This window comes from Paenimyroides tangerinum, from assembly GCF_003865405.1.
GTDB lineage: Bacteria > Bacteroidota > Bacteroidia > Flavobacteriales > Flavobacteriaceae > Flavobacterium > Flavobacterium tangerinum.
On record NZ_RQVQ01000017.1, the window covers coordinates 22,128 to 41,337 of the forward strand.

General features: G+C 29.6%; 21 protein-coding genes. 1 reads left to right on the forward strand and 20 read right to left on the reverse strand.

Annotated elements, in window-relative coordinates; translation table 11 throughout:
• Nucleotides 1-14: 14 nt before the first annotated feature.
• The 10 genes from EG240_RS08885 to EG240_RS08930 form a co-directional block, all read right to left on the reverse strand.
• Nucleotides 15-458, reverse strand: coding sequence for a DinB family protein (locus EG240_RS08885; RefSeq protein WP_125019041.1), 444 nt, complete (start codon nucleotides 456-458; stop codon nucleotides 15-17).
• Between the two features lie 9 nt (nucleotides 459-467).
• Entirely contained in the window at nucleotides 468-1,010 is a 543-nt protein-coding gene (locus tag EG240_RS08890; RefSeq protein ID WP_125019042.1) for a hypothetical protein, read from the reverse strand.
• Nucleotides 1,011-1,070: 60 nt separating this feature from the next.
• Complete coding sequence (locus EG240_RS08895) at nucleotides 1,071-1,370, reverse strand: hypothetical protein (protein ID WP_125019043.1); 300 nt, start codon at nucleotides 1,368-1,370, stop codon at nucleotides 1,071-1,073.
• A gap of 93 nt (nucleotides 1,371-1,463) precedes the next feature.
• Complete coding sequence (locus tag EG240_RS08900; protein ID WP_125019044.1) at nucleotides 1,464-2,102, reverse strand: tetratricopeptide repeat protein; 639 nt, start codon at nucleotides 2,100-2,102, stop codon at nucleotides 1,464-1,466.
• Between the two features lie 74 nt (nucleotides 2,103-2,176).
• Nucleotides 2,177-2,929, reverse strand: coding sequence for a hypothetical protein (locus EG240_RS08905; protein WP_125019045.1), 753 nt, complete (start codon nucleotides 2,927-2,929; stop codon nucleotides 2,177-2,179).
• A 1-nt stretch (nucleotide 2,930) separates the two neighbouring features.
• Complete coding sequence (locus EG240_RS08910; RefSeq protein ID WP_125019046.1) at nucleotides 2,931-3,638, reverse strand: hypothetical protein; 708 nt, start codon at nucleotides 3,636-3,638, stop codon at nucleotides 2,931-2,933.
• Entirely contained in the window at nucleotides 3,635-4,309 is a 675-nt protein-coding gene (locus EG240_RS08915; RefSeq protein WP_125019047.1) for a hypothetical protein, read from the reverse strand. Before EG240_RS08915 ends, EG240_RS08910 begins: the two co-directional genes overlap by 4 nt.
• A gap of 2 nt (nucleotides 4,310-4,311) precedes the next feature.
• A complete protein-coding gene (locus EG240_RS08920) occupies nucleotides 4,312-4,932 on the reverse strand; it encodes a hypothetical protein (RefSeq protein WP_125019048.1) in 621 nt (206 codons plus the stop codon).
• Nucleotides 4,933-5,589 carry a hypothetical protein gene (locus tag EG240_RS08925; RefSeq protein ID WP_125019049.1) on the reverse strand — a complete coding sequence of 219 codons (657 nt, stop codon included), beginning with the start codon at nucleotides 5,587-5,589 and terminating at the stop codon, nucleotides 4,933-4,935.
• Nucleotides 5,590-5,934, reverse strand: coding sequence for a PadR family transcriptional regulator (locus EG240_RS08930; RefSeq protein ID WP_125019050.1), 345 nt, complete (start codon nucleotides 5,932-5,934; stop codon nucleotides 5,590-5,592).
• A gap of 150 nt (nucleotides 5,935-6,084) precedes the next feature.
• Here EG240_RS08930 and EG240_RS08935 point away from each other — a divergent pair, with 150 nt between their 5' ends.
• Nucleotides 6,085-7,134 (forward strand): 2Fe-2S iron-sulfur cluster-binding protein, encoded by a 1,050-nt coding sequence (locus EG240_RS08935; protein WP_125019051.1) that lies wholly within the window; start codon nucleotides 6,085-6,087, stop codon nucleotides 7,132-7,134.
• Between the two features lie 75 nt (nucleotides 7,135-7,209).
• Here the strand turns inward: EG240_RS08935 and EG240_RS08940 are convergent, their stop codons facing one another.
• The 10 genes from EG240_RS08940 to EG240_RS08985 all read right to left on the reverse strand — a co-directional run bounded on the left by EG240_RS08940 (nucleotide 7,210) and on the right by EG240_RS08985 (nucleotide 19,181).
• The gene (locus tag EG240_RS08940) at nucleotides 7,210-7,866 is read right to left on the reverse strand and encodes a response regulator transcription factor (protein WP_125019052.1); all 657 of its coding nucleotides are present in this window, start codon (nucleotides 7,864-7,866) and stop codon (nucleotides 7,210-7,212) included.
• A 28-nt stretch (nucleotides 7,867-7,894) separates the two neighbouring features.
• Nucleotides 7,895-11,806: a response regulator gene (locus EG240_RS08945; RefSeq protein ID WP_125019053.1), complete on the reverse strand. Its 3,912-nt coding sequence runs from the start codon at nucleotides 11,804-11,806 to the stop codon at nucleotides 7,895-7,897.
• A 121-nt stretch (nucleotides 11,807-11,927) separates the two neighbouring features.
• Nucleotides 11,928-12,272: a hypothetical protein gene (locus EG240_RS08950; protein WP_125019054.1), complete on the reverse strand. Its 345-nt coding sequence runs from the start codon at nucleotides 12,270-12,272 to the stop codon at nucleotides 11,928-11,930.
• A gap of 50 nt (nucleotides 12,273-12,322) precedes the next feature.
• A complete protein-coding gene (locus tag EG240_RS08955) occupies nucleotides 12,323-12,871 on the reverse strand; it encodes a hypothetical protein (protein ID WP_125019055.1) in 549 nt (182 codons plus the stop codon).
• A 115-nt stretch (nucleotides 12,872-12,986) separates the two neighbouring features.
• Entirely contained in the window at nucleotides 12,987-13,574 is a 588-nt protein-coding gene (locus EG240_RS08960) for a hypothetical protein (RefSeq protein ID WP_125019056.1), read from the reverse strand.
• 87 nt (nucleotides 13,575-13,661) lie between these two features.
• Nucleotides 13,662-14,996, reverse strand: coding sequence for an argininosuccinate lyase (argH, locus tag EG240_RS08965; RefSeq protein WP_125019057.1), 1,335 nt, complete (start codon nucleotides 14,994-14,996; stop codon nucleotides 13,662-13,664).
• Nucleotides 14,993-16,051 (reverse strand): M20 family metallo-hydrolase, encoded by a 1,059-nt coding sequence (locus tag EG240_RS08970; protein ID WP_125019058.1) that lies wholly within the window; start codon nucleotides 16,049-16,051, stop codon nucleotides 14,993-14,995. The genes argH and EG240_RS08970 overlap by 4 nt, the downstream gene beginning before the upstream one ends.
• 7 nt (nucleotides 16,052-16,058) lie before the next feature.
• Nucleotides 16,059-16,838: an acetylglutamate kinase gene (gene argB / locus EG240_RS08975; RefSeq protein ID WP_125019059.1), complete on the reverse strand. Its 780-nt coding sequence runs from the start codon at nucleotides 16,836-16,838 to the stop codon at nucleotides 16,059-16,061.
• Between the two features lie 67 nt (nucleotides 16,839-16,905).
• A complete protein-coding gene (locus tag EG240_RS08980) occupies nucleotides 16,906-17,904 on the reverse strand; it encodes a Rossmann-fold NAD(P)-binding domain-containing protein (protein WP_125019060.1) in 999 nt (332 codons plus the stop codon).
• A gap of 140 nt (nucleotides 17,905-18,044) precedes the next feature.
• Nucleotides 18,045-19,181, reverse strand: a complete 1,137-nt coding sequence (locus tag EG240_RS08985; RefSeq protein WP_125019061.1) for an aspartate aminotransferase family protein — start codon at nucleotides 19,179-19,181, stop codon at nucleotides 18,045-18,047.
• Nucleotides 19,182-19,210: the final 29 nt, after the last annotated feature.

Consider the following 19,210-nt stretch of genomic DNA (forward strand, 5'->3'; position numbering starts at 1 on the left):
TGGTTGATTAGTTTTTATTTTCTACGATAAAATATATAATCTGTATTTGCTGGTTCTATCTGAGCTATTTTCAAATCGGTTATAATTTGTGCACGATGATACGTTGAATGATTGATAACATGGAAAATTACATCATCAATAGTGTTTGAAAATATTTCTCCTTTCGAATTTGAATATGAAATCAGTTCTTCTAAATTTCTATTATCAATAATTTGCATAGTATTTTCAAAATTTGATTCATTAATTTCTACTAAGTCAGAAAAAATACGTGTTTGCCAAACTTCAAATGAAGCTTGATTATTGATTCTTGCATTCCAAATTTGATGTGCGTTTATAATATGATTTATCAACAAAATGGTCTTTTCATTTACTTGATTTAAGTTTTTAGAAATCAAATCGAGTAGTCGTTGATTCATTTCTTTGTTATAGGTAAAAAGTTTTTCGAATTGTGTTTTCATAAATTACATTTATTTACTAATATTTAAAACTTGCTTCAATTTAAGTTCATAGCAACCGTTCAAATCGATACGCGTAATATCGTGAACATTTAACAAAACAAATTTTCTATCCAATGAAATCATGGTTCCATATTCATGCATTACAATTGTTTCATTATCTAAATCGTGAATTTCTCCAATTAAGCAAACTTCAGAATCTAAGTCTTCAATATGAATGGTCAAAAAATCGAAATGTTTTTGAATACTTTCTAAAATTGAATGAATGGAATCTAAATCGATATTAGGTTTTACATCAAGCCTTTTCGAAACATCAATTACTTTAGCAATACTTTGAATTTCATTCCCTTCCCAGCGAATTCTTGAAATGTTTTCTAAAAAGAAAATAGTTAAACCGTCGTAATTATTTTCATCATTAAAACGTTCAACAATTACAAATTCATCATTATAATCTAAAACGAATCCAAAACTCGAACAATTGTAAGCATCGGTATAAAAATCGGCTAACGTATTTGTTTCCTTTAATTGATTGAGAATTTTTGTTTTTACAGTCATTTTTTTATTTCTAATTTACAAAAAAAGCAAAGTCGAAACTCTGCTTTATTACATTTTATTTTATAACCATTGAAAAGAATTTGACCAATTATAAAACGCATCTACTTTTTCTTTGTTTTCTTTTAAAAACTTCATTGCATCTTTATCATTTTTAGCAGCAAAAGCAATATTTGCAAAGGTATTTACTAAGTCTTGCTTTTTCATATCGATAAAATAGGGAGCCAAATATTCCCAATAATAACCCGATTGATTATCTTTGGTTTCGGTCAAACTTCCAAATAAAATCGATAATTTATCTGAAAACTTTTCTACATCTCCTTTGTATTTATTATCATCTGTCATTTCATAGGCTGCACTCATAGAAACCATTAAATTAACAGACGAAAAATCGTTTTCTCGATTTTTATCTTTCTTTACAAAATCGCTTAAAGTAATGTTAACCTCATTAGACCCCTATTTTTCAACACCTTGATTCATCAACTTTAAAATATATTCTATATTATCATTTGCACGAGCCGATTTATTATCTAAACTCAAAAATCGACAAGCCGACATAATCGCTGCAATTCTATTATTTTCATTCAAAATACCTAAAACATTAAACGAACCTGGATGATTTGGTTTTAGAACAGTAGCTGATTGAATCGCTTCTTTTGCTTTTTCGTTTTCGCCTAATCCAGTCAATGCAATTCCTTTATTGAAATAAAGTTGGTATTGGTTAGGATATTTTTGAATCCCTTCATCATAAATTTTAATTGCTTTTTTTGAATCGTTCAATAAATCCGTAGCATTTCCATAAGTAACATATAACATCGAAAGTTCTTCGTTTGGATGTAGTTTTAAAACTTTTTTACATATTTTGATAGATTCCGAATAATCTCGAGTAGCAACTAAAGTCATTGCTTTTTCTGCAAGTGCAAGAAAATTATCTTTATCTACTTTTAATGCATCGTCATATTTTGAAATGGCTTGCGAATATTTTCCTTCATCGTAGAGCGCAACACCTTCTAATACTAATTCTCTGGCAACTTCAGGATTTTGGGCAGAAGTAACCGTAGAAATTAGTAATAATAAAAAACAGATTCTTTTCATAATTAGATTGGTTTAGAATATCAACGAATCAAATATAGAAAAAAAAGCTCCTCAAAAATTCAAGAGCTTATATTTTAGTTTGAATAAGAAATTACATATCTTTTCAAATCGGCTTTTAATTGTTTATGAATCACGAAATAAACTAGAGTTACATTACAAATCATTAATGTTAATAAAATACTCAATTTGATGCTGTTTGTAAAGAAATCATAAGTTTCTGTATTGAAAGAATTCATTGGTTCTACAAAAAAATTAAAAGCAAAATTGGTAATTACAGCATTTAATCCAGTCAAAACAGCAATGATTTTAAAACTGATACTGTTTAATAAAAATCTGTTTTGTGTTCCGTTAATTTTTTCGGTTTGATACATGTTTAATAAAATCAATCCTAATCCGAAGAATAAACAACCTATAGAAACGACGAATTTAACTTGCGAAAACCAAAATTCATCAATCATTAAAAGTTTAAAAATTAGAATTCCGACCAAGAAAACATATAAAATTCTAGGTGACAAGAATAGTTTCTTAAAAGCCGAAAAATACAATTTAGTATATTTGCTTTTCAAAGCTTTTTCTTTGGCTTGTTCTAATTTCTGAAGTTCAGAAACATTCCATTTTTGCTTAGCAATTTCAAAAGCTTCGCTAAACGATTTGTTTTCTGTTTGTATTACATCTTCAATATTCGAAGCTACATGATCGGTCATTTCACACTGAATATCGTAATACAAATGCTTTTTATCTTTTCTTCCAAAAGAATCAAAATCAGTTATTTTCTGATTTGCAATCCAGTTTGATACTTGTTGTAATTGTGTTGTGGTTAATTGCATTTTAAATGGTTTGGTAGCGTTTTTCGGTTTCTTTTATACTTTTGACTAAACTTGGCTTTATTAAATTGTAAAAAACAAAAATAAACAAGAAGTGCATCACAAGAAAAGCGGTTAAAAAATAAATTCCTGCATTGGAAACTGCTAAGTTTTCTTCAAAAAAACGTCCAATCATTGAAAAATAAACCCCACCAAATCCGATAGTTGGAATTGAAAACATCTGTTGCGCCACAGATTGAAGTAGCCAACTTTTACCTTGTTTTTTCTGCTCTTTTTTAATTTTGAATATAAATCGAAACCCATCAAACATAAAAACTATAAAAGATATAATTAAGGCTGCAAGTGCAAATGTTTCGCCTATTGCTCCTGTTTTTTCTAAAATATAATAAACTAGAAAAAACAATAGCGCCGTCAATACAATTTTAGGAATAGTAAAAAACGATTTAATTTCATTCCAAAGCATTTTATTATAGTGCTTATGAAGTTCGTTTTGTTTTTGTTCTACCAAACCAGTAAATCCAAAAATTCCAAACTTTTTAAATTCAGCTTGTAGTGTCTCATCAAACGATAAATTCGGATTTACTTCCCAAGCTGCTTCAATTGCATTTGCTAAATGATCTACCAATTCTACTTGAACATCGTAAAATTCAACATAATGTTTTTTGGTAAATACAAACAGCTGGTCGATTTGTTCTTGAGTTAGTTTTTTCATATATGTTGGAATTTTTTCTCTGTTAAACCAATTTCATTTTTAATTAAAGGTATAATTTTAAAAAACAAAACAGCTACAAATAGTATGTATAAAGTAGTTGTAGTTGAGCTTAAAACAATTGTAAACAAGCTTGGATTACTTTTAACAGAAAAACCAAAAAACACAATTAATGTACAAGGCAAGCTGTAAAAATAATTACTGATAGATTGTATTAAATATTTTTTGTGACTGTTTTTAATTTTTCTGTATTGATAGATCCATAATGCTAAAGTCATTATCAATAAAACAACTTCTAAACTAAACCATAGTTGTTCTCCAAGTTCAGTTGGATTAGAATAAAACCGAAACAAAACATAAAATAAGGCAAGGGTTAAAACGATTTTTGGAATAGAAAAAAAGCTGCGGATTTCTCTTTTAATTACATTCCAATAATGATTTTGTAACGTAGCTTGTTTTTGTTCTACCAAACCAGAAAATCCAAAAACACCAAAGTTTTTATATTCTTTTTCTAAGGCAGCTGTAAACGAAATGTTTGGATTTATTTCCCATTCGGCTTCAATAGCGTTTGCTAAATGATCCACTAATTCTACCTGAACATCATAATGTTCTACCAAATGTTTTTTGGTAAATACAAATAATTGATCGATTTGTTCTTGAGAGAGTTTTTTCATTTTTATTGAAATAAATTTTGATATTTTTTATCGTTTTTAATCTTGAAATAAACAGGTAAATAATAAAGCATTAAACTTGTTGCTATACCAAATGAGATAAAACCAATTAATGTTAAACCAGAGGATTCTTTGAAATAACTAACTAATAAAAGATAACCGTATAACAAATATGAAACAGTGAAAAAATTAGAAAATGAATCTGTTGATTTTCTTTTTGAAATAATAAAATAAATCAAATAGAAAGTAATAGGAATCGACACCAATTGTAATGGAACCACTGTTAAATTTGAAATAGGAAATGCTGTTATATAAGAATTAATAAAAAACAAGAATAAGAAACTAGATACCCAAATAATCCAAAAAATTGGATTGATAATAAAATCACTTAACAATGTTTTTTTGTTCAATATTTTTGAAAGCGTTGATTTTTTAATTGTTTTTAAATAATCGTTTTGTTCAGTGAAAACAGCATTTAAATTAGCTTCAAAATCATTAGATTCTTTTTCTTCAAGCAAACAAAGTAAATGATCTAAAACTTCAATTCGAATATCTATAAAACCAAAACCGTATGTAATTAATCTTTGATTTACTTGTTCTATTTGTTGATTGGTTAGTTTTTTCATCTAAATAACTTTTAAAAGTTGATTTTCTATTTTGATGTTTTTATGAGCAACGAAAGCTCTACCGACCATTAATATTGAGAAATAAATTAAACCATAATAAAGTGGAAATAAGTTATAATTATCTCCGTCTAATGATAAAGCAATATTTAAAACAATAAAAAGAACAAAAGTGATTGAGTTTTTATAGATACGTTTAAAAGCATAGACACTTAAAGTTGTAGATACTTTTGTTGTGATTTTTTTATAGAACAAATAAACATTAGCGCATAATCCAATAAAAATAATTGGAAGAAAAAGTGTAAATACAGACATTCCGTTTTCAATTAATTTATAAAAAACAAAAGTCAATAAAATCGATAATACAAAACTTCCATAATAAAATTTTGAATCTAAAGATTTCCAAAGTTTACAAACCATGTATGGAACATTGCTATAAAAACTTACCGTTTTTGGCAAAATCAACGGATTCCATTTATTCAGAATTTTTATAAAAGCTGTTTTAAAATCAGAATTATTATTGTTCATATCTTCTTCAATCTCAGAAGCTAAATGGTCAACTATTTCTAAACGTACATCATTAAAATCTTTGAAATCGCATTTTTCGATTAAGGCATTCTCAATAAATTGAACTTGTTCGGTAGTTAATGTCTGTTTCATCTAAATTGTTTTTAAATCAGGACCAGTAACAATGTTTTGCATATTGCGAATAAAATTTTCCAGTTCTTCCATACGCGAAACCGTTTCTTTAACTCCGCTTTCAGTTAACTTGTAATATTTACGAATTCGTCCGTCTACTTTATCCATTTCTACATCCAAGAAACCTTCTGCTTCCATTTTGTGTAAAGCCGGATACAAAGCACCTTCGGTAATATTCATTTCACCTTGGGTAATTTCTTTCACCTTTTGGGTAATTTCATATCCGTACATTTTTCCGTTTTGTTCAAGAAGTTTCATAATAATGGTATTCAAACTTCCTTTATATAATTGTTGTTGCTTTTTCATACTAAAGAATTTTAGGTATAGCAAATATACATAATTTTCTTATACATCAAAATTATAGGTATTAAAATTTTATCTTTTTGTAAAACCTGACATTCGTCATAAAAAACACAAATTAAAAATTCGTATTTTTGCACAAATTAACTATTTTATATGTCTACATTTAATTTACTTACCGTTAAGGAAGTTCGTAAAGAAACGCCAAGTGCAGTTTCAATTTTATTTGAAATTCCGGAAACGTTAAAAGATTTGTACACTTTTATTGCAGGACAATATGTTACTGTAAAACACATATTCAACGGAAATGAAATTCGCCGTTCCTATTCGATTTCGTCTTCACCAAAAAGTGGCGATTTCAGAATTGTTGTTAAGGCGATTGAAAATGGAGCTTTTTCTACATTTGCAACTACGCAATTAAAAGCAGGCGACCAATTAGAAGTTGGAACTCCTGAAGGAAAATTTGTTTTTGAACCAAAGGAAACTAAGCAAAATAATTATTGTGGTGTTGCTGCTGGTAGTGGTATTACACCAATTATATCTATAGCAAAATCGGTTTTAGAAAGTGAATCAAACAGTTCATTTGTTTTGATTTATGGAAATAAAAGTCCAGAAGAAACCATTTTCCACAATCAAATTCACGAATTACAACAAAAATACGTAGGTCGTTTCTTTGTACATTATACCTTCACACAGGCGCATCCAGAAGGAAGTTTATTTGGAAGAATTGATCGTTCTACAATGAATTTTGTTTTAAAAAATAAACACAACGAAAAAGAATTTAAGGCTTATTATTTATGTGGACCGGAAGATATGATTAACTTGGTTAGTGATGTTTTAAAAGGAAATAACGTAAATGAAAAGCATATTCATTTTGAATTATTTACACCAAGCACAGATGGTGGAAAACAAATTGAATCAAGCGGAATAGCAAAAATCACGGTTTTAGTTGATGACGAGGAAACTACTTTTGAAATGTCGAAAAAAGAGATTCTTTTAGACGCAGCTTTAAAACAGGGAATTGACGCTCCGTATTCTTGTCAAGGCGGAATTTGTAGTTCTTGTATGTGTAGAATTGTAAAAGGTTCTGCAGAGATGAAAAAGAACTCGATTTTATCTGACGAAGAAGTGGCTGAAGGTTTGATTTTATCTTGCCAAGCGATTGTAACTTCAGATGAGATTTATGTTGATTTTGACGATGTTTAATAGAATCATAAAAAAATCCCGATGTTTAAAAAAGCATCGGGATTTTTAGTTTTATATTGTTGGTTTCAAAAAGAATTAACCAGCATTTTCTTCGTTGTATAATTTAAAAATCTGAATTAAATCAGGAACATTATTGATTTCCAATTTTTCAAAAATTCTATTTTTATACGTACTAACCGTTGATTTTTGCAAATCTAATTCGGCAGAAATCTCAGTATTTCCAAAACCTTTTACCAAAAGCTTAGCAATTTCAAATTCTCTGTTAGAAAGTTGTTGTAATGCGTTAGAAGGCTTCTTGAAAATCAAACTATCCATAATTTGATTTTGGATGTTTCTACTAAAATACTTTCCATTATTCATAACGTCAGTAATCGCATTTTTGATTTCGTTTACTCCGCTTGATTTACTCAAATATCCATTTACGTTTGCGTGAAAATATCTAATCGCATACATATTTTCGTCATGTCCAGAAAAAACTAAAATTTTAATATCTGGTTGAATGGCTTTGATTTTTGGTATAATTGTCAATGTATCACCTTCAGGAAAAGAAATATCTAGAATCAATAAGTCTATTTTCTCCTTCTTTAAAGCTTCAACAATCTCACTTAATTTATCTATTTGATAAATCTCTGCATCTTTATATAAATCTTTAATAATAAAAATTAAAGATTTCGCAATTATTTCGTGATCATCTGCTGTGATAAATTTGAATTTATTAAACTTATTTATCATTTATATTTAAATTATATTATTAGTAATATTAGGTTTTAGCCGAATTATTCATTTGTTGAATGATTCGTTGCGCATTCACGATTTGCTTATGAAGCTCATTACTCATTTCAAAGAAATTGATTGAACTCACTTCTGATTCTTCCCACTTAGTAACTGTTTTTAACAAACCAGCTAAACCAGACATTCCAGCAGTTCCTTTTAATTTATGTAAATACATTTTAACAGACTGACTATTAAAATTATCTTCAATATGTTTTAGATTCAATAATGAACTATTTAACTCAGTAATCAACAAATCTAAAAAATAAGCTTTAAATTTCTCATCTCCACCTGTTTGCGCTTCTAAAACTGATAAATCAATATTCTCTGTATCATCATCTAATTGATTATCAGACAAAGCATCAACTTCAAAATAGGTAGCTAACATGTTTAATAAATCTTGTTGCTTAATTGGTTTGGCTAACATATCTGAAAAACCTGCTTTCATACATTTTTCTTTTTCAATCAAAATATTTCCAGCTGTGACCCCAATAATTGGAACATTATCAAAACTTGATATTTTACGAATTTCTTTGGTAGCTTCAATTCCATCCATAATTGGCATTTGAATGTCCATTAAAATTAAATCAAAGTTTTCTTTTATACAAGCTTCAACTGCTAATTTACCATCTTCTACTTCGACCAATTTTGCATTCGGAACAAGCAATTCCATAATTTTCAAATTCAAAGCCATATTTACAGGATTATCATCTGCTAAAAGGACTTTAATTTCTTGAGAAATGATTTTAGCTTTCACAACCTCATTTTCATTATTTGTAGCAATTTTGCTCAACTGCGTACTAGCACGATGTAAAACCGAATAAAGTTCGTTTGATTTAATTGGTTTCAACAAACAATATGATTGTTCTTCTTTCCTAACATTTGCTATAACTTCTTGCTCTTCTGATGAAGTATGTAAAACGATTAACGGAACTTTATTATCTTGATTTTTAAATAGTTCTTTGATCTTTTCGATAGTTTCTAAACCTGAAAGAATTGGCATATGATAATCCATCAAAATAGCATCATATTCATTTCCTTTCATCAACATTTGAATCGCTTCTAAACCATTTGCAGCTAAATCTGCATTTATTCCTTTAAATGAAAGCATTTGTTTTAGAATAATTCGGTTTTTTTCGTTGTCATCTACTACAAGTACATTTTGTAAATCAATAGTTTCTTCGTCATCAATTGTTGTATTTTCAAACGGAACTTCAATATCAAAATAGAAAACCGAGCCAAGACCTAATTCGCTTTTTAAAGAAAGAGAACTTCCCATATATTTCAAAATATTATTCGAAATAGTCAACCCTAAACCAGTTCCTCCATAACGTTTACTAACAGAACTATCTTCTTGCGTAAACGCATCGAATATTCGCTGTTGTTTATCGACTGGAATACCTATTCCAGTATCACGAACAGCAAATCGTAAAGTTACTTTTCCATTTGCTTGCTCCATTTTACGAATTCGAAGTTCAATTTCTCCACTTTCTGTAAACTTAACAGCATTACCAAGTAAATTCATTAATACTTGTTTGATTCGAGCAACATCAATCCAAACAAAATTTGGTAAATCATGTTCGATATTTAGAAGTAATTCTATTTGTTTTCGCTGTGCTTGATACAAGACAACATTGATTACTTGATCTCCAATATCAGTGATTTTATACTTGTCGATAAATAATTCTAATTTACCTGATTCGATTTTAGAAAAATCAAGAATATCATTTATAATATGCAACAAACTATTACCTGATTCATTAATATAATTCAGATATTGTTGTTGAATTTCGTTCAATGGCGTTTTCAATAATAAATCAGAAAAACCGATAACACCATTTAACGGAGTTCTGATTTCGTGACTCATATTAGCTAAAAATTCCGTTTTGGCTTTACTTGCAATATCAGCAAGTTTTTTTGCTTCTATTAATTCTTGATTAATTTTTACTGCTGGAGTAATATTTTGAGTAAACAAAATAATTCCTCCTATTTCGCCATCAGAACCATACCAAGGTTTAACCGCCCAATTGTAATGTTGAGGATTTTCTTCTTTTAAATCTAAAAAAACTTCATTTTCATTTACATACGTTAGCCCTTTCAATGCATCGCTATATATTTGTTTTCTCTCCTCAGGAATATTTGGAGAGATATCATACATATGTTTTCCAACAAGTTTTTTATTTTCTTTATTATAATCATCTGACCATTGTTTACTAACAGTCATATAATTTAAGTCGGAATCAAACATCGCTACAGCAGCAGGTACATCTTTAACAAAAGCCTGAAGCATCGCCTCTTTATTCGCTAAATCTAAATAAACTTTTTTAGTTTCGTCAATATCTTGAATAATACCAAACAGACGTACACAAACATCACCTTTAAATTCAGGTATTCCTTTAACACGAACCCAAATAATAGTTCCGTCTAAACGAACTAATTCTAATTCTTGATCATAAGGTATCCCTTCGTTTATAGCTTTTGAAATTAAACTATTTACAAACTCCTGACTTTCATCTGTGTAAAACTGAATTGCTGTATCAAGATTTGGATCATAATCTTCAGAAACTCCATGAATCTTTTTGGTGTTTTTAGACCAAGTTATTTCGTTTGTTTCTACATTTAATTCCCAACCTCCTACTTGAGCCACATCATTCGTTTGTTCTAGAATTTGTTGAATGTGTTTGAATTTCTTTTCTAACAGAATGCGTTCTGTGATATTTAAAGCAGTACTTACAACATAAGGTTCACCGTTTTCATCAATTTCTAACATGTTATGGTACATCCAATACAATTTGGAACCATCTTTTGCATTCAAACGCATTAAACCTTTTGCTACTTTATTTTTGGCAATTGTATCTAAATATCTTGTGATATCATTTTTTTCAGCTTCATCAACCAAAGAATATAAGCTCATCTGGCTAACTTCACTTTCATCATACAACAAAGCGCTTCTTCCTTGTTCATTAACAGCCAGCATATTTCCTTGAAGATCATGAAGACTCATCAAACCGATAGAATTTTCAAAGAACTTTTTAAATTTTTGTTCTGAATTTGCTAGTTTGATTTTTTCTTTATTTTCTTCAGTGATATTTCTTCCAAAACATAAAATTTCTGTTTTAGAAGCATTCAATTTAATATGCCAATCAATTTCAATTAGTTCACTTGTATCTAATGTTGATTGAGTTAAAATATGAACATCTTCAAAATTTTGCAAATTTGTTTTTGAAAGTTTGTCCCAGTTATCAATACCATTAAACAAATCTGTGAATAACAACGATAACGTTTTTTCTTTTGAGAATTTGAAAAGATTATCAAAAACAGGATTCGTTTCTTTGATTTTAAAAGTACTATCTAAAACGCAAATAATATTATTTGTTAAATTAAAAGTATCCATAAAATATTCTGCATAAGCATTTTTCTTTTTGCTTAATAAGATTTTAGTTATAGATTCTCCTAATTTTTTTAAAGAATGAACTTGCTTACAAGAGATTTTCTTAGGTTGAAAATCAAAAGCACAAATAGTTCCTAATGCCACACCTTCTTCATCTAATAGCGGAACTCCAACATAAAAACGAACACCAGCCTGAATCATCATTTCGTTAAAACGAGAACGATCATCTAGTAAAGTATCTTCAATTACCAAAACTTCATTACTCATAATGGTGTATTGACAGATTGTACTTTGACGAGGTACAAAATCTAACTCCATTCCAACACAACTTTGAACGGTTTGTGTTTCAGATTCCATCATTGCAATCAATGATGCTGAACAATCTGTAATCAGACAAGCAGCTTCAGCAAACACATCTAAATCAGAATCTTTTGCTAAATTTTGTAGACCATAATAAGCTAATTTTTCAAGACGCTTATTTTCATTTCCGGGCATTGGAAAATTTATCATCGCATTTATATTTGATGCAAATTTACTATCTTTATTTATAAGTTATGTATCTGATTATAAAAAAACAAAAAAATATTTTTAATAAAAAACTAGATAATTTTTCAGGAAAATAAACAAATCATTAATTTTCTATTAGTTTATAATCTTTAAAGATATATAAATTTTCATTATCCGAATTTATTTCAATAAATTGAATAATTTGAGGAGAAAGAAACTCAAATTGATACGCATCGGTTTGCTCATCTGATTCGCGATATTCGTAAAAAACATCGTCAATTACATACCAATTTCCTGTTTCAAAAAATTGTTCTGCGGTTCCGTCTTCGTAATGTGTTTCAAAAATGATTTCGAACGTTCCGTTTATTTTTCGATGCATCATCCAAAAATTAATTTGCCCTGGAATAACTTTTCCTTCATCAGAACCTTTCCATTTTCCTACAAAACGAGAATCGATTGTTTTTGTCATTTATCTAAATTTCAGAATACAAAACTACAAAAAGCAATTTTGTAAAAACCTCAATTCGCCTTATAAATAACATCTTTATAAAAATCCGATGACAGAAATTGATTTTCGATCAAACTTTCAAAATAGCTTTTTTCTTTCCATTTTAATTCACCTTTGATGTAAATAAATTCCATTCCATAATATTCAGGATTGTTTAATTTTAGAATTTGAATTTCAGATTCAACATCTTTATTTTCTGATCCATTTACTTCGATCAACACATTTTCTAAAACTACATTTTCATCCTGATCTAAATCGAAAGCATTTTCATAATACAAAATATTAAAATCATTGTAATTGAAATAAGCTTTAAAATCACCGGTTAATTCATCGTATTTATAAAAATCATTGAATAAGGGAATGATTCGAATGATGATTTCTTCATTACGAGTAAATGAGCTAACAACCAAATTTCTTTTGATGTTCTTAAAAGATTCATCCTTAAAAAACACATTTAATGAATTTTGAAGACAAATATCAACTTGATTATTAGTTGAATTTTCTTGTGAAAAACCAATTGAGGTAAAAAAAATAAAACTTAAGATTAAGAATCTTTTCATTATGAGATAAAATAAAAAACTAAAATACGAAAAAAAACTCGGTATAAACCGAGCTTATTGTTATTCTTGATCCAAAGCGTTTAAGGCTGATTCCGTATTTTAGAAATTTTCCCATTTAAAAACGATCTAACATTTTTTCAGAAGTATAATAATTATATGAACTAAAGACCATTCCATTTGATTCATTTTCTAAATTAATTTTATAAATGAACTCGATCATATGATAATCTAAAGAATGAAATGTTTCTGAACTATCTGTATATTTTAAAATATTCAACCCTTTTGTTACTTTGTAATCTTCACATAAAAACGCAAAATATTCATTACTTAAATCATTTTCTTTACCTTTTTTCAACTTTATGATTTCATCTTCATTCGAAGAAATATAATGAATGATTTCACCTGTATCGAGATTTTTTATTTTGACACCAACAATTTTATTTACTTTACCATGATTCGGAATACTTCCTAAATATAAATAATAAATTACATTTCTATATTCAGCAAATTGATTTTGATTCTCATCAAAAAAATCAGCTTCAATTTGATTTTTGTAAATTAAAAAATCTTCGAAACTTTTATCTTTCCATCCCGTATTATTTGGAATTGTGGAATCTATTTTTATTATTTCTTCAAATAGCTTTGATTGACAAAACGAAAAATTAAAAGAAAATATGACTAACAAACAATACAAATATTTCATATAACAACTTTAAAAACTCAAAATAAATCATTTTAATTATACATATAAAAATACAAAAAAGTCCGATGTAAAAACATCGGACTTCTATTATTCTTTTACCAAAGCATTCAACGCTTGGTGTACTTTATTAAAATTAAAATCATTAATCACTTTTTCAAAAGCTTCAGAAATTTGCTTGTTCATTAGATTTCCAATACTTCCTTCGTGTGTGTGATTTACTTCTTTTAATGGTTTATAGGTTCCGTCTTCAATAGCTAAACCAATATTCTTGTAAGCTTCACGGAAAGGAACTCCATTTAAAACTTCGTTATTTACCACCTCCACACTAAATAAGTAATCGTATTTAGGATCGTTTAAAATAGTTTCGTTAATCTGAATATGATCTAACATCAAAACCAACAATTTCATACAATCATTTAACGATTCAAAAGCTGGGAATAAATTCTCTTTCAACAATTGTAAATCTCTAAAATAACCCGAAGGTAAATTCGTAGTCATTAAAGCAATTTCATTTGGTAAAGCTTGAATTTTATTGCAACGCGAACGAATCAACTCTAAAACATCCGGATTCTTTTTATGCGGCATAATACTTGAACCGGTTGTTAAATGATCTGGGAATTTCACAAAAGCAAAATTCTGATTCATATACAACGTAATATCCATTGCCATTTTTGCCATTGTTGCAGCAATACTGCTCATTGCTTGGGCTAAAATACGTTCGGTTTTACCACGTCCCATTTGTGCATAAACCACATTGTAGTTTAATTGTTCAAAACCTAACAAATCTGTTGTCATAGTTCTGTTTAACGGAAACGATGATCCGTAACCTGCTGCTGAACCTAACGGATTTTTATTGGTGATTTTCCAAGCAGCCAACATCAATTCTAAATCGTCGATTAAACTTTCTGCGTAAGCACCAAACCATAATCCGAATGAACTTGGCATAGCAACTTGCAAATGCGTATAACCAGGAAGTAAAACGTTTTTATGTTTTTCGCTTAACGAAATCAACGTATCAAATAATTCTTTTACGTGAAGAACCATTTGCTCGATTTCTGAACGGAAAAACAATTTTAAGTCCACCAAAACTTGGTCGTTACGAGAACGTCCGCTGTGGATTTTTTTTCCAGCTTCACCGATGCGTTCTGTCAACATAAATTCAACTTGTGAATGAACATCTTCCGCGTGGTCTTCAATTTGAAAATTTCCAGCTTCGATTTCTCGAAATATATTTTTTAATTCTTTTTGAATTTCTTCTAAATCTTCCGAAGTCAATAAACCAATAGATTCTAACATTTGTGTATGAGCTAAAGAACCCAAAACATCGAATTTTGCTAGATAGAAATCCATTTCTCGGTCGCGACCAACAGTAAATTTTTCAACGGTTTTATCTACTTCTGTATTTTTTTGCCAAAGCTTCATAATACAATTTGGTCTAACATTTTAATATATAAAGGAATTCCTTCCTCAATCTCTTTTACATAAATAAATTCATCTGCTGTGTGTGAGCGAGCCGAATCTCCAGGTCCTAATTTCAACGAAGGAATACTTAACAAAGCCTGATCGCTTGTTGTTGGAGAACCGTAAGTTTCTCTTCCTAGAGCTATTCCAGCCTGAACAATTGGATGTTTTTTGTCAATACAAGATGGCTTTAATCTTGTTGAACGTGGATGAATTTCACTAATGGTATTTTCGTGAATAATATCCAAAACTTCATCGTTTGTGTAAGCATCTGTGATACGAACATCAACTACGAAATCACAACTTGAAGGAACCACATTGTGCTGTGTTCCGGCATTTATCATTGTAACTGACATTTTGATCGGTCCAAAAATTTCAGACTCTTTTTCGAATCTATAATTTTGAAACCAAGCAATATCTTTCATTGCATTGTAAATGGCATTCTCGCCTTCTTCACGAGCTGCATGACCTGATTTTCCAGGTGCTTTACATTCTAAGACCATCAATCCTTTTTCGGCAATAGCCAAGTGCATTTGGGTTGGTTCACCTACAATTGCGAATTCTAATTCACCTAATTTAGGAACAACAAATTCCAATCCGTGTAAACCAGAAATTTCTTCTTCAGCCGTAGCTGCAATAACAAAATTATATTTTAAATCTTGTTTGTCGTAATAATGTAAAAACGTTCCGATTAATGAAACCAAACATCCACCAGCATCGTTACTTCCTAAACCAAATAATTTGCCATCAATAATTTCTGCATTGAACGGATCTCGTGTATAATCTCTATTTGGATGAACCGTATCGTGATGTGAGTTTAATAAAATCGTTGGTTTTGATGAATCGAAATATTTATTGAAAGCCCAAACATTATTTAATTCACGATGTGTTTTAACACCGTGATTTTGTAAATATGTATCAATAATTTGAGCGGTTTTATCTTCTTCTTTACTAAAAGATTGCGTTCGGATTAAATCCATTAACAACCCAATACTTCCTTCTATAATCTTTTCCATTTAATGTTTATTTGGTGACGATTGTTCCAGCAAACGCATCTAATAAGTCATTTGCATTTTTAATAATTACCTTTGAAACACCTTTATCAACTGCTTGTAAGGCATTTGTAATTTTAGGAATCATTCCGTCTGCAATAATTTTTTCTTCAACAAAAGTATTAAAATTCAACTCATTAATAGAATGAATCACAGAATTTTCATCATTAATATCTTTTAAAACTCCTTTTTTCTCAAAACTATAAATCAAATCTACTTCATAAAATTGAGCTAAAGCAATTGAAATTGTTGAAGCAACAGTATCTGCGTTTGTATTAAACAACTGGCCTTGACCGTCGTGAGTTATCGCTGAAAAAACAGGAAGATAATTTCTATCTAACAAATCACGTAAAAAATCGGTATTGATGTTTTCTTCAGTGATATCACCCACAAAACCATAATCAACCTCGAAAATTGGACGCTTTTCTGCAACAATTACATTTCCGTCTGCACCAGTTAATCCCAAAGCATTTTCTTTTAAAGCTTGTAGTTTGGCAACAATGGTTTTATTAGTTAAACCAGCATAAACCATCGTAACTACTTTTAGCATTTCGGCATCTGTAATTCTACGACCTTTTACCATTTCTGGATTTAAACCTAATTTTTGACTTAATTCTGTAGCAATTTTACCGCCACCGTGAACCAAAATCTTTTTACCCTGAATTTGATGAAACAAGTTTAGGAAATCAGTTAACGCTGTTTCGTTATCAATGATGTTTCCACCAATTTTTACAAGTGTTAGTTTTTCCATAGTTGTAATTTTAACCACAGATACACAGATTAAAAAATTATAAATCTGTGAATTTGTGGCAAAATAATTATTTATTTTCTAAAATACGTTTGATAACAACTTGAGCTGCCCAAACGCGATTTCCTGCTTCTTTAACTACTAATGATTTTTCTGAATCTAGAATATCAGACCCTAATTCCAAATCACGGCGAACTGGTAAACAGTGCATTACTTTAGCATCGTTAGTTATTTTTAAACTTTCTAAAGTTGGCATCCATTCACCTTCTACAGGTAATATCTTTCCGTAATCTTTATAGCTAGACCAGTTTTTAACGTAAATAAAATCGGCATCTTTAAATGCATCTTCCTGATTATAAACCAAAGTTGCTCCTGAAGTAAAATCTTCGTTTAACTCATATCCTTCTGGTTGCGCAATAACAAAATCAACTAAACCTTGCTTCTGAGCTTCACACATCCATTCAGAAAATGAATTCGGAACTGCTTGTGGCAAAGCTTTAACGTGAGGTGCCCAAGTTAAAACAACTTTTGGCTTTTTACCGTTTGGAATATATTGTTGCTTAGCTTCATCAAAAGTATAATCACTATTTTCGATAACCGTGATTAAGTCTGTTAAACTTTGTAATGGATGGCGTGTTGCGCTTTCTAAACTCACCACTGGCGTATTGCAGAATTTCAAAAATTTATTGAATAAATCTTCGCTATAATCTTCTTCAGCATCTTTTAATCCTGGGAAACAACGCAATCCTAAAATATCGCAATATTCGCCCATTACAGCAGCTGCTTCACGAATATGTTCTACAGTTGTTCCGTTCATTACAACTCCATCACGAGTTTCTAATGCCCAACCGTCTTTATCCATATTCATCACCATAACATTCATTCCTAAATTCATGGCTGCTTTTTGTGTACTTAAACGCGTACGCAAACTTGGGTTTAGAAAAACTAATCCCATCATTTTGTGTTTACCCAATGCTTCGTTGGCATTTGGAGAAGCTTTTTCTGATAAAGCTTCTTTTACAATTTGTGATAAATTATCAACATCACCAACTGAAAAGAATTTTTCCATTTATCTTGATTTCAAATTGTTATTAATTAGTTTGAATGTTATAAAGTTTGAATGTTATAAAGTTTGAATGTTAACGAGTAGTCATTTGCTCTTTATTCTTTTCTCTTTATTCTTTTCTCTCTCTTCTTTTCTCTAAAAAACTAATATTTATTTAATTGCATTTTTAATGCTTCTAAAAACATATCTGCTTCTACTTTAGAAACGTTTAATGCAGGCAACAAACGAATTACGTTAGGAGCTGCATACCCTGTAAATATTTTATTTTCGAATAGCAATTTATCCTTTACAGCTTTTAATTCCACTGGTAAATCAATTCCAATCATTAAACCTTTTCCACGAACTTCAGTGATTTTGTCGAATGATTTTAATTCGTTCATTACATAATTTCCAACTTCTAAAGCGTTGTTCATTAAATTATCTTTTTTGATAACTTCTAAAACAGCTAAAGCCGCAGCACAAGCCAAGTGATTTCCACCAAAAGTCGTACCTAACTCGCCATGCCAAGGAACAAATTTTTCAGAAATAGAAATTCCACCAATCGGAAAACCATTCCCCATTCCTTTTGCCATCGTGTAAATATCAGCTTCATCACCTGAATAATCTTGCGCATAGAATTTACCTGAACGCCCATAACCACACTGAACTTCATCAGCAATAAAAACAGCATCATACTGCGTAGTTAACGTTCTGATTTTTTGCAAGAAAGAATCTGAAGCCAATTGAATTCCACCAACACCTTGGATACTTTCGATAATTACAGAAGAGATTTCATTACCAAAATCTGCGAATGCTTTTTCTAAAGCAATCTCATCGTTAAATGGTAAGAAAACCACATTATCTGTTTCGTTAACTGGAGCAACAATTTTTGGATTATCTGTTGCAGCAACCGCTAACGAAGTACGCCCGTGAAATGCATTTTTAAAAGCAACAATCTTTTTGCGTTTGTTGTAGAACGAAGCTAATTTTAACGCATTCTCGTTTGCTTCTGCACCTGAATTACATAAAAACAATTGGTAATTTGCTTTACCAGAAACCTCTCCTAATAAAGTTGCTAATTGTTTTTGAATAGGAATTTCAATGGAATTTGAATAGAAACCTAAGTTTTGTAATTGTTCTGTTAATCTGTTTACATAATGTGGATTGGTATGCCCGATTGAAATCACAGCATGACCACCATATAAATCTAAATATTTTGTTCCGTTTGCATCAAAAACATAAGAACCTTGTCCTTTTTGAATTTCGATTGCATTTACTGGATATACATCAAATAATTTCATTCCTTAATCTGTTTAAAGTCTTAATGTCA

Coding starts and splice junctions, on each gene's coding strand:
- EG240_RS08885 (WP_125019041.1), bottom strand. CDS start 458: ATGAAAACACAATTCGAAAAACTTTTTACCTATAACAAAGAAATGAAT.
- EG240_RS08890 (WP_125019042.1), bottom strand. CDS start 1,010: ATGACTGTAAAAACAAAAATTCTCAATCAATTAAAGGAAACAAATACG.
- EG240_RS08895 (WP_125019043.1), bottom strand. CDS start 1,370: ATGAGTGCAGCCTATGAAATGACAGATGATAATAAATACAAAGGAGAT.
- EG240_RS08900 (WP_125019044.1), bottom strand. CDS start 2,102: ATGAAAAGAATCTGTTTTTTATTATTACTAATTTCTACGGTTACTTCT.
- EG240_RS08905 (WP_125019045.1), bottom strand. CDS start 2,929: ATGCAATTAACCACAACACAATTACAACAAGTATCAAACTGGATTGCA.
- EG240_RS08910 (WP_125019046.1), bottom strand. CDS start 3,638: ATGAAAAAACTAACTCAAGAACAAATCGACCAGCTGTTTGTATTTACC.
- EG240_RS08915 (WP_125019047.1), bottom strand. CDS start 4,309: ATGAAAAAACTCTCTCAAGAACAAATCGATCAATTATTTGTATTTACC.
- EG240_RS08920 (WP_125019048.1), bottom strand. CDS start 4,932: ATGAAAAAACTAACCAATCAACAAATAGAACAAGTAAATCAAAGATTA.
- EG240_RS08925 (WP_125019049.1), bottom strand. CDS start 5,589: ATGAAACAGACATTAACTACCGAACAAGTTCAATTTATTGAGAATGCC.
- EG240_RS08930 (WP_125019050.1), bottom strand. CDS start 5,934: ATGAAAAAGCAACAACAATTATATAAAGGAAGTTTGAATACCATTATT.
- EG240_RS08935 (WP_125019051.1), top strand. CDS start 6,085: ATGTCTACATTTAATTTACTTACCGTTAAGGAAGTTCGTAAAGAAACG.
- EG240_RS08940 (WP_125019052.1), bottom strand. CDS start 7,866: ATGATAAATAAGTTTAATAAATTCAAATTTATCACAGCAGATGATCAC.
- EG240_RS08945 (WP_125019053.1), bottom strand. CDS start 11,806: ATGATAAATTTTCCAATGCCCGGAAATGAAAATAAGCGTCTTGAAAAA.
- EG240_RS08950 (WP_125019054.1), bottom strand. CDS start 12,272: ATGACAAAAACAATCGATTCTCGTTTTGTAGGAAAATGGAAAGGTTCT.
- EG240_RS08955 (WP_125019055.1), bottom strand. CDS start 12,871: ATGAAAAGATTCTTAATCTTAAGTTTTATTTTTTTTACCTCAATTGGT.
- EG240_RS08960 (WP_125019056.1), bottom strand. CDS start 13,574: ATGAAATATTTGTATTGTTTGTTAGTCATATTTTCTTTTAATTTTTCG.
- argH (WP_125019057.1), bottom strand. CDS start 14,996: ATGAAGCTTTGGCAAAAAAATACAGAAGTAGATAAAACCGTTGAAAAA.
- EG240_RS08970 (WP_125019058.1), bottom strand. CDS start 16,051: ATGGAAAAGATTATAGAAGGAAGTATTGGGTTGTTAATGGATTTAATC.
- argB (WP_125019059.1), bottom strand. CDS start 16,838: ATGGAAAAACTAACACTTGTAAAAATTGGTGGAAACATCATTGATAAC.
- EG240_RS08980 (WP_125019060.1), bottom strand. CDS start 17,904: ATGGAAAAATTCTTTTCAGTTGGTGATGTTGATAATTTATCACAAATT.
- EG240_RS08985 (WP_125019061.1), bottom strand. CDS start 19,181: ATGAAATTATTTGATGTATATCCAGTAAATGCAATCGAAATTCAAAAA.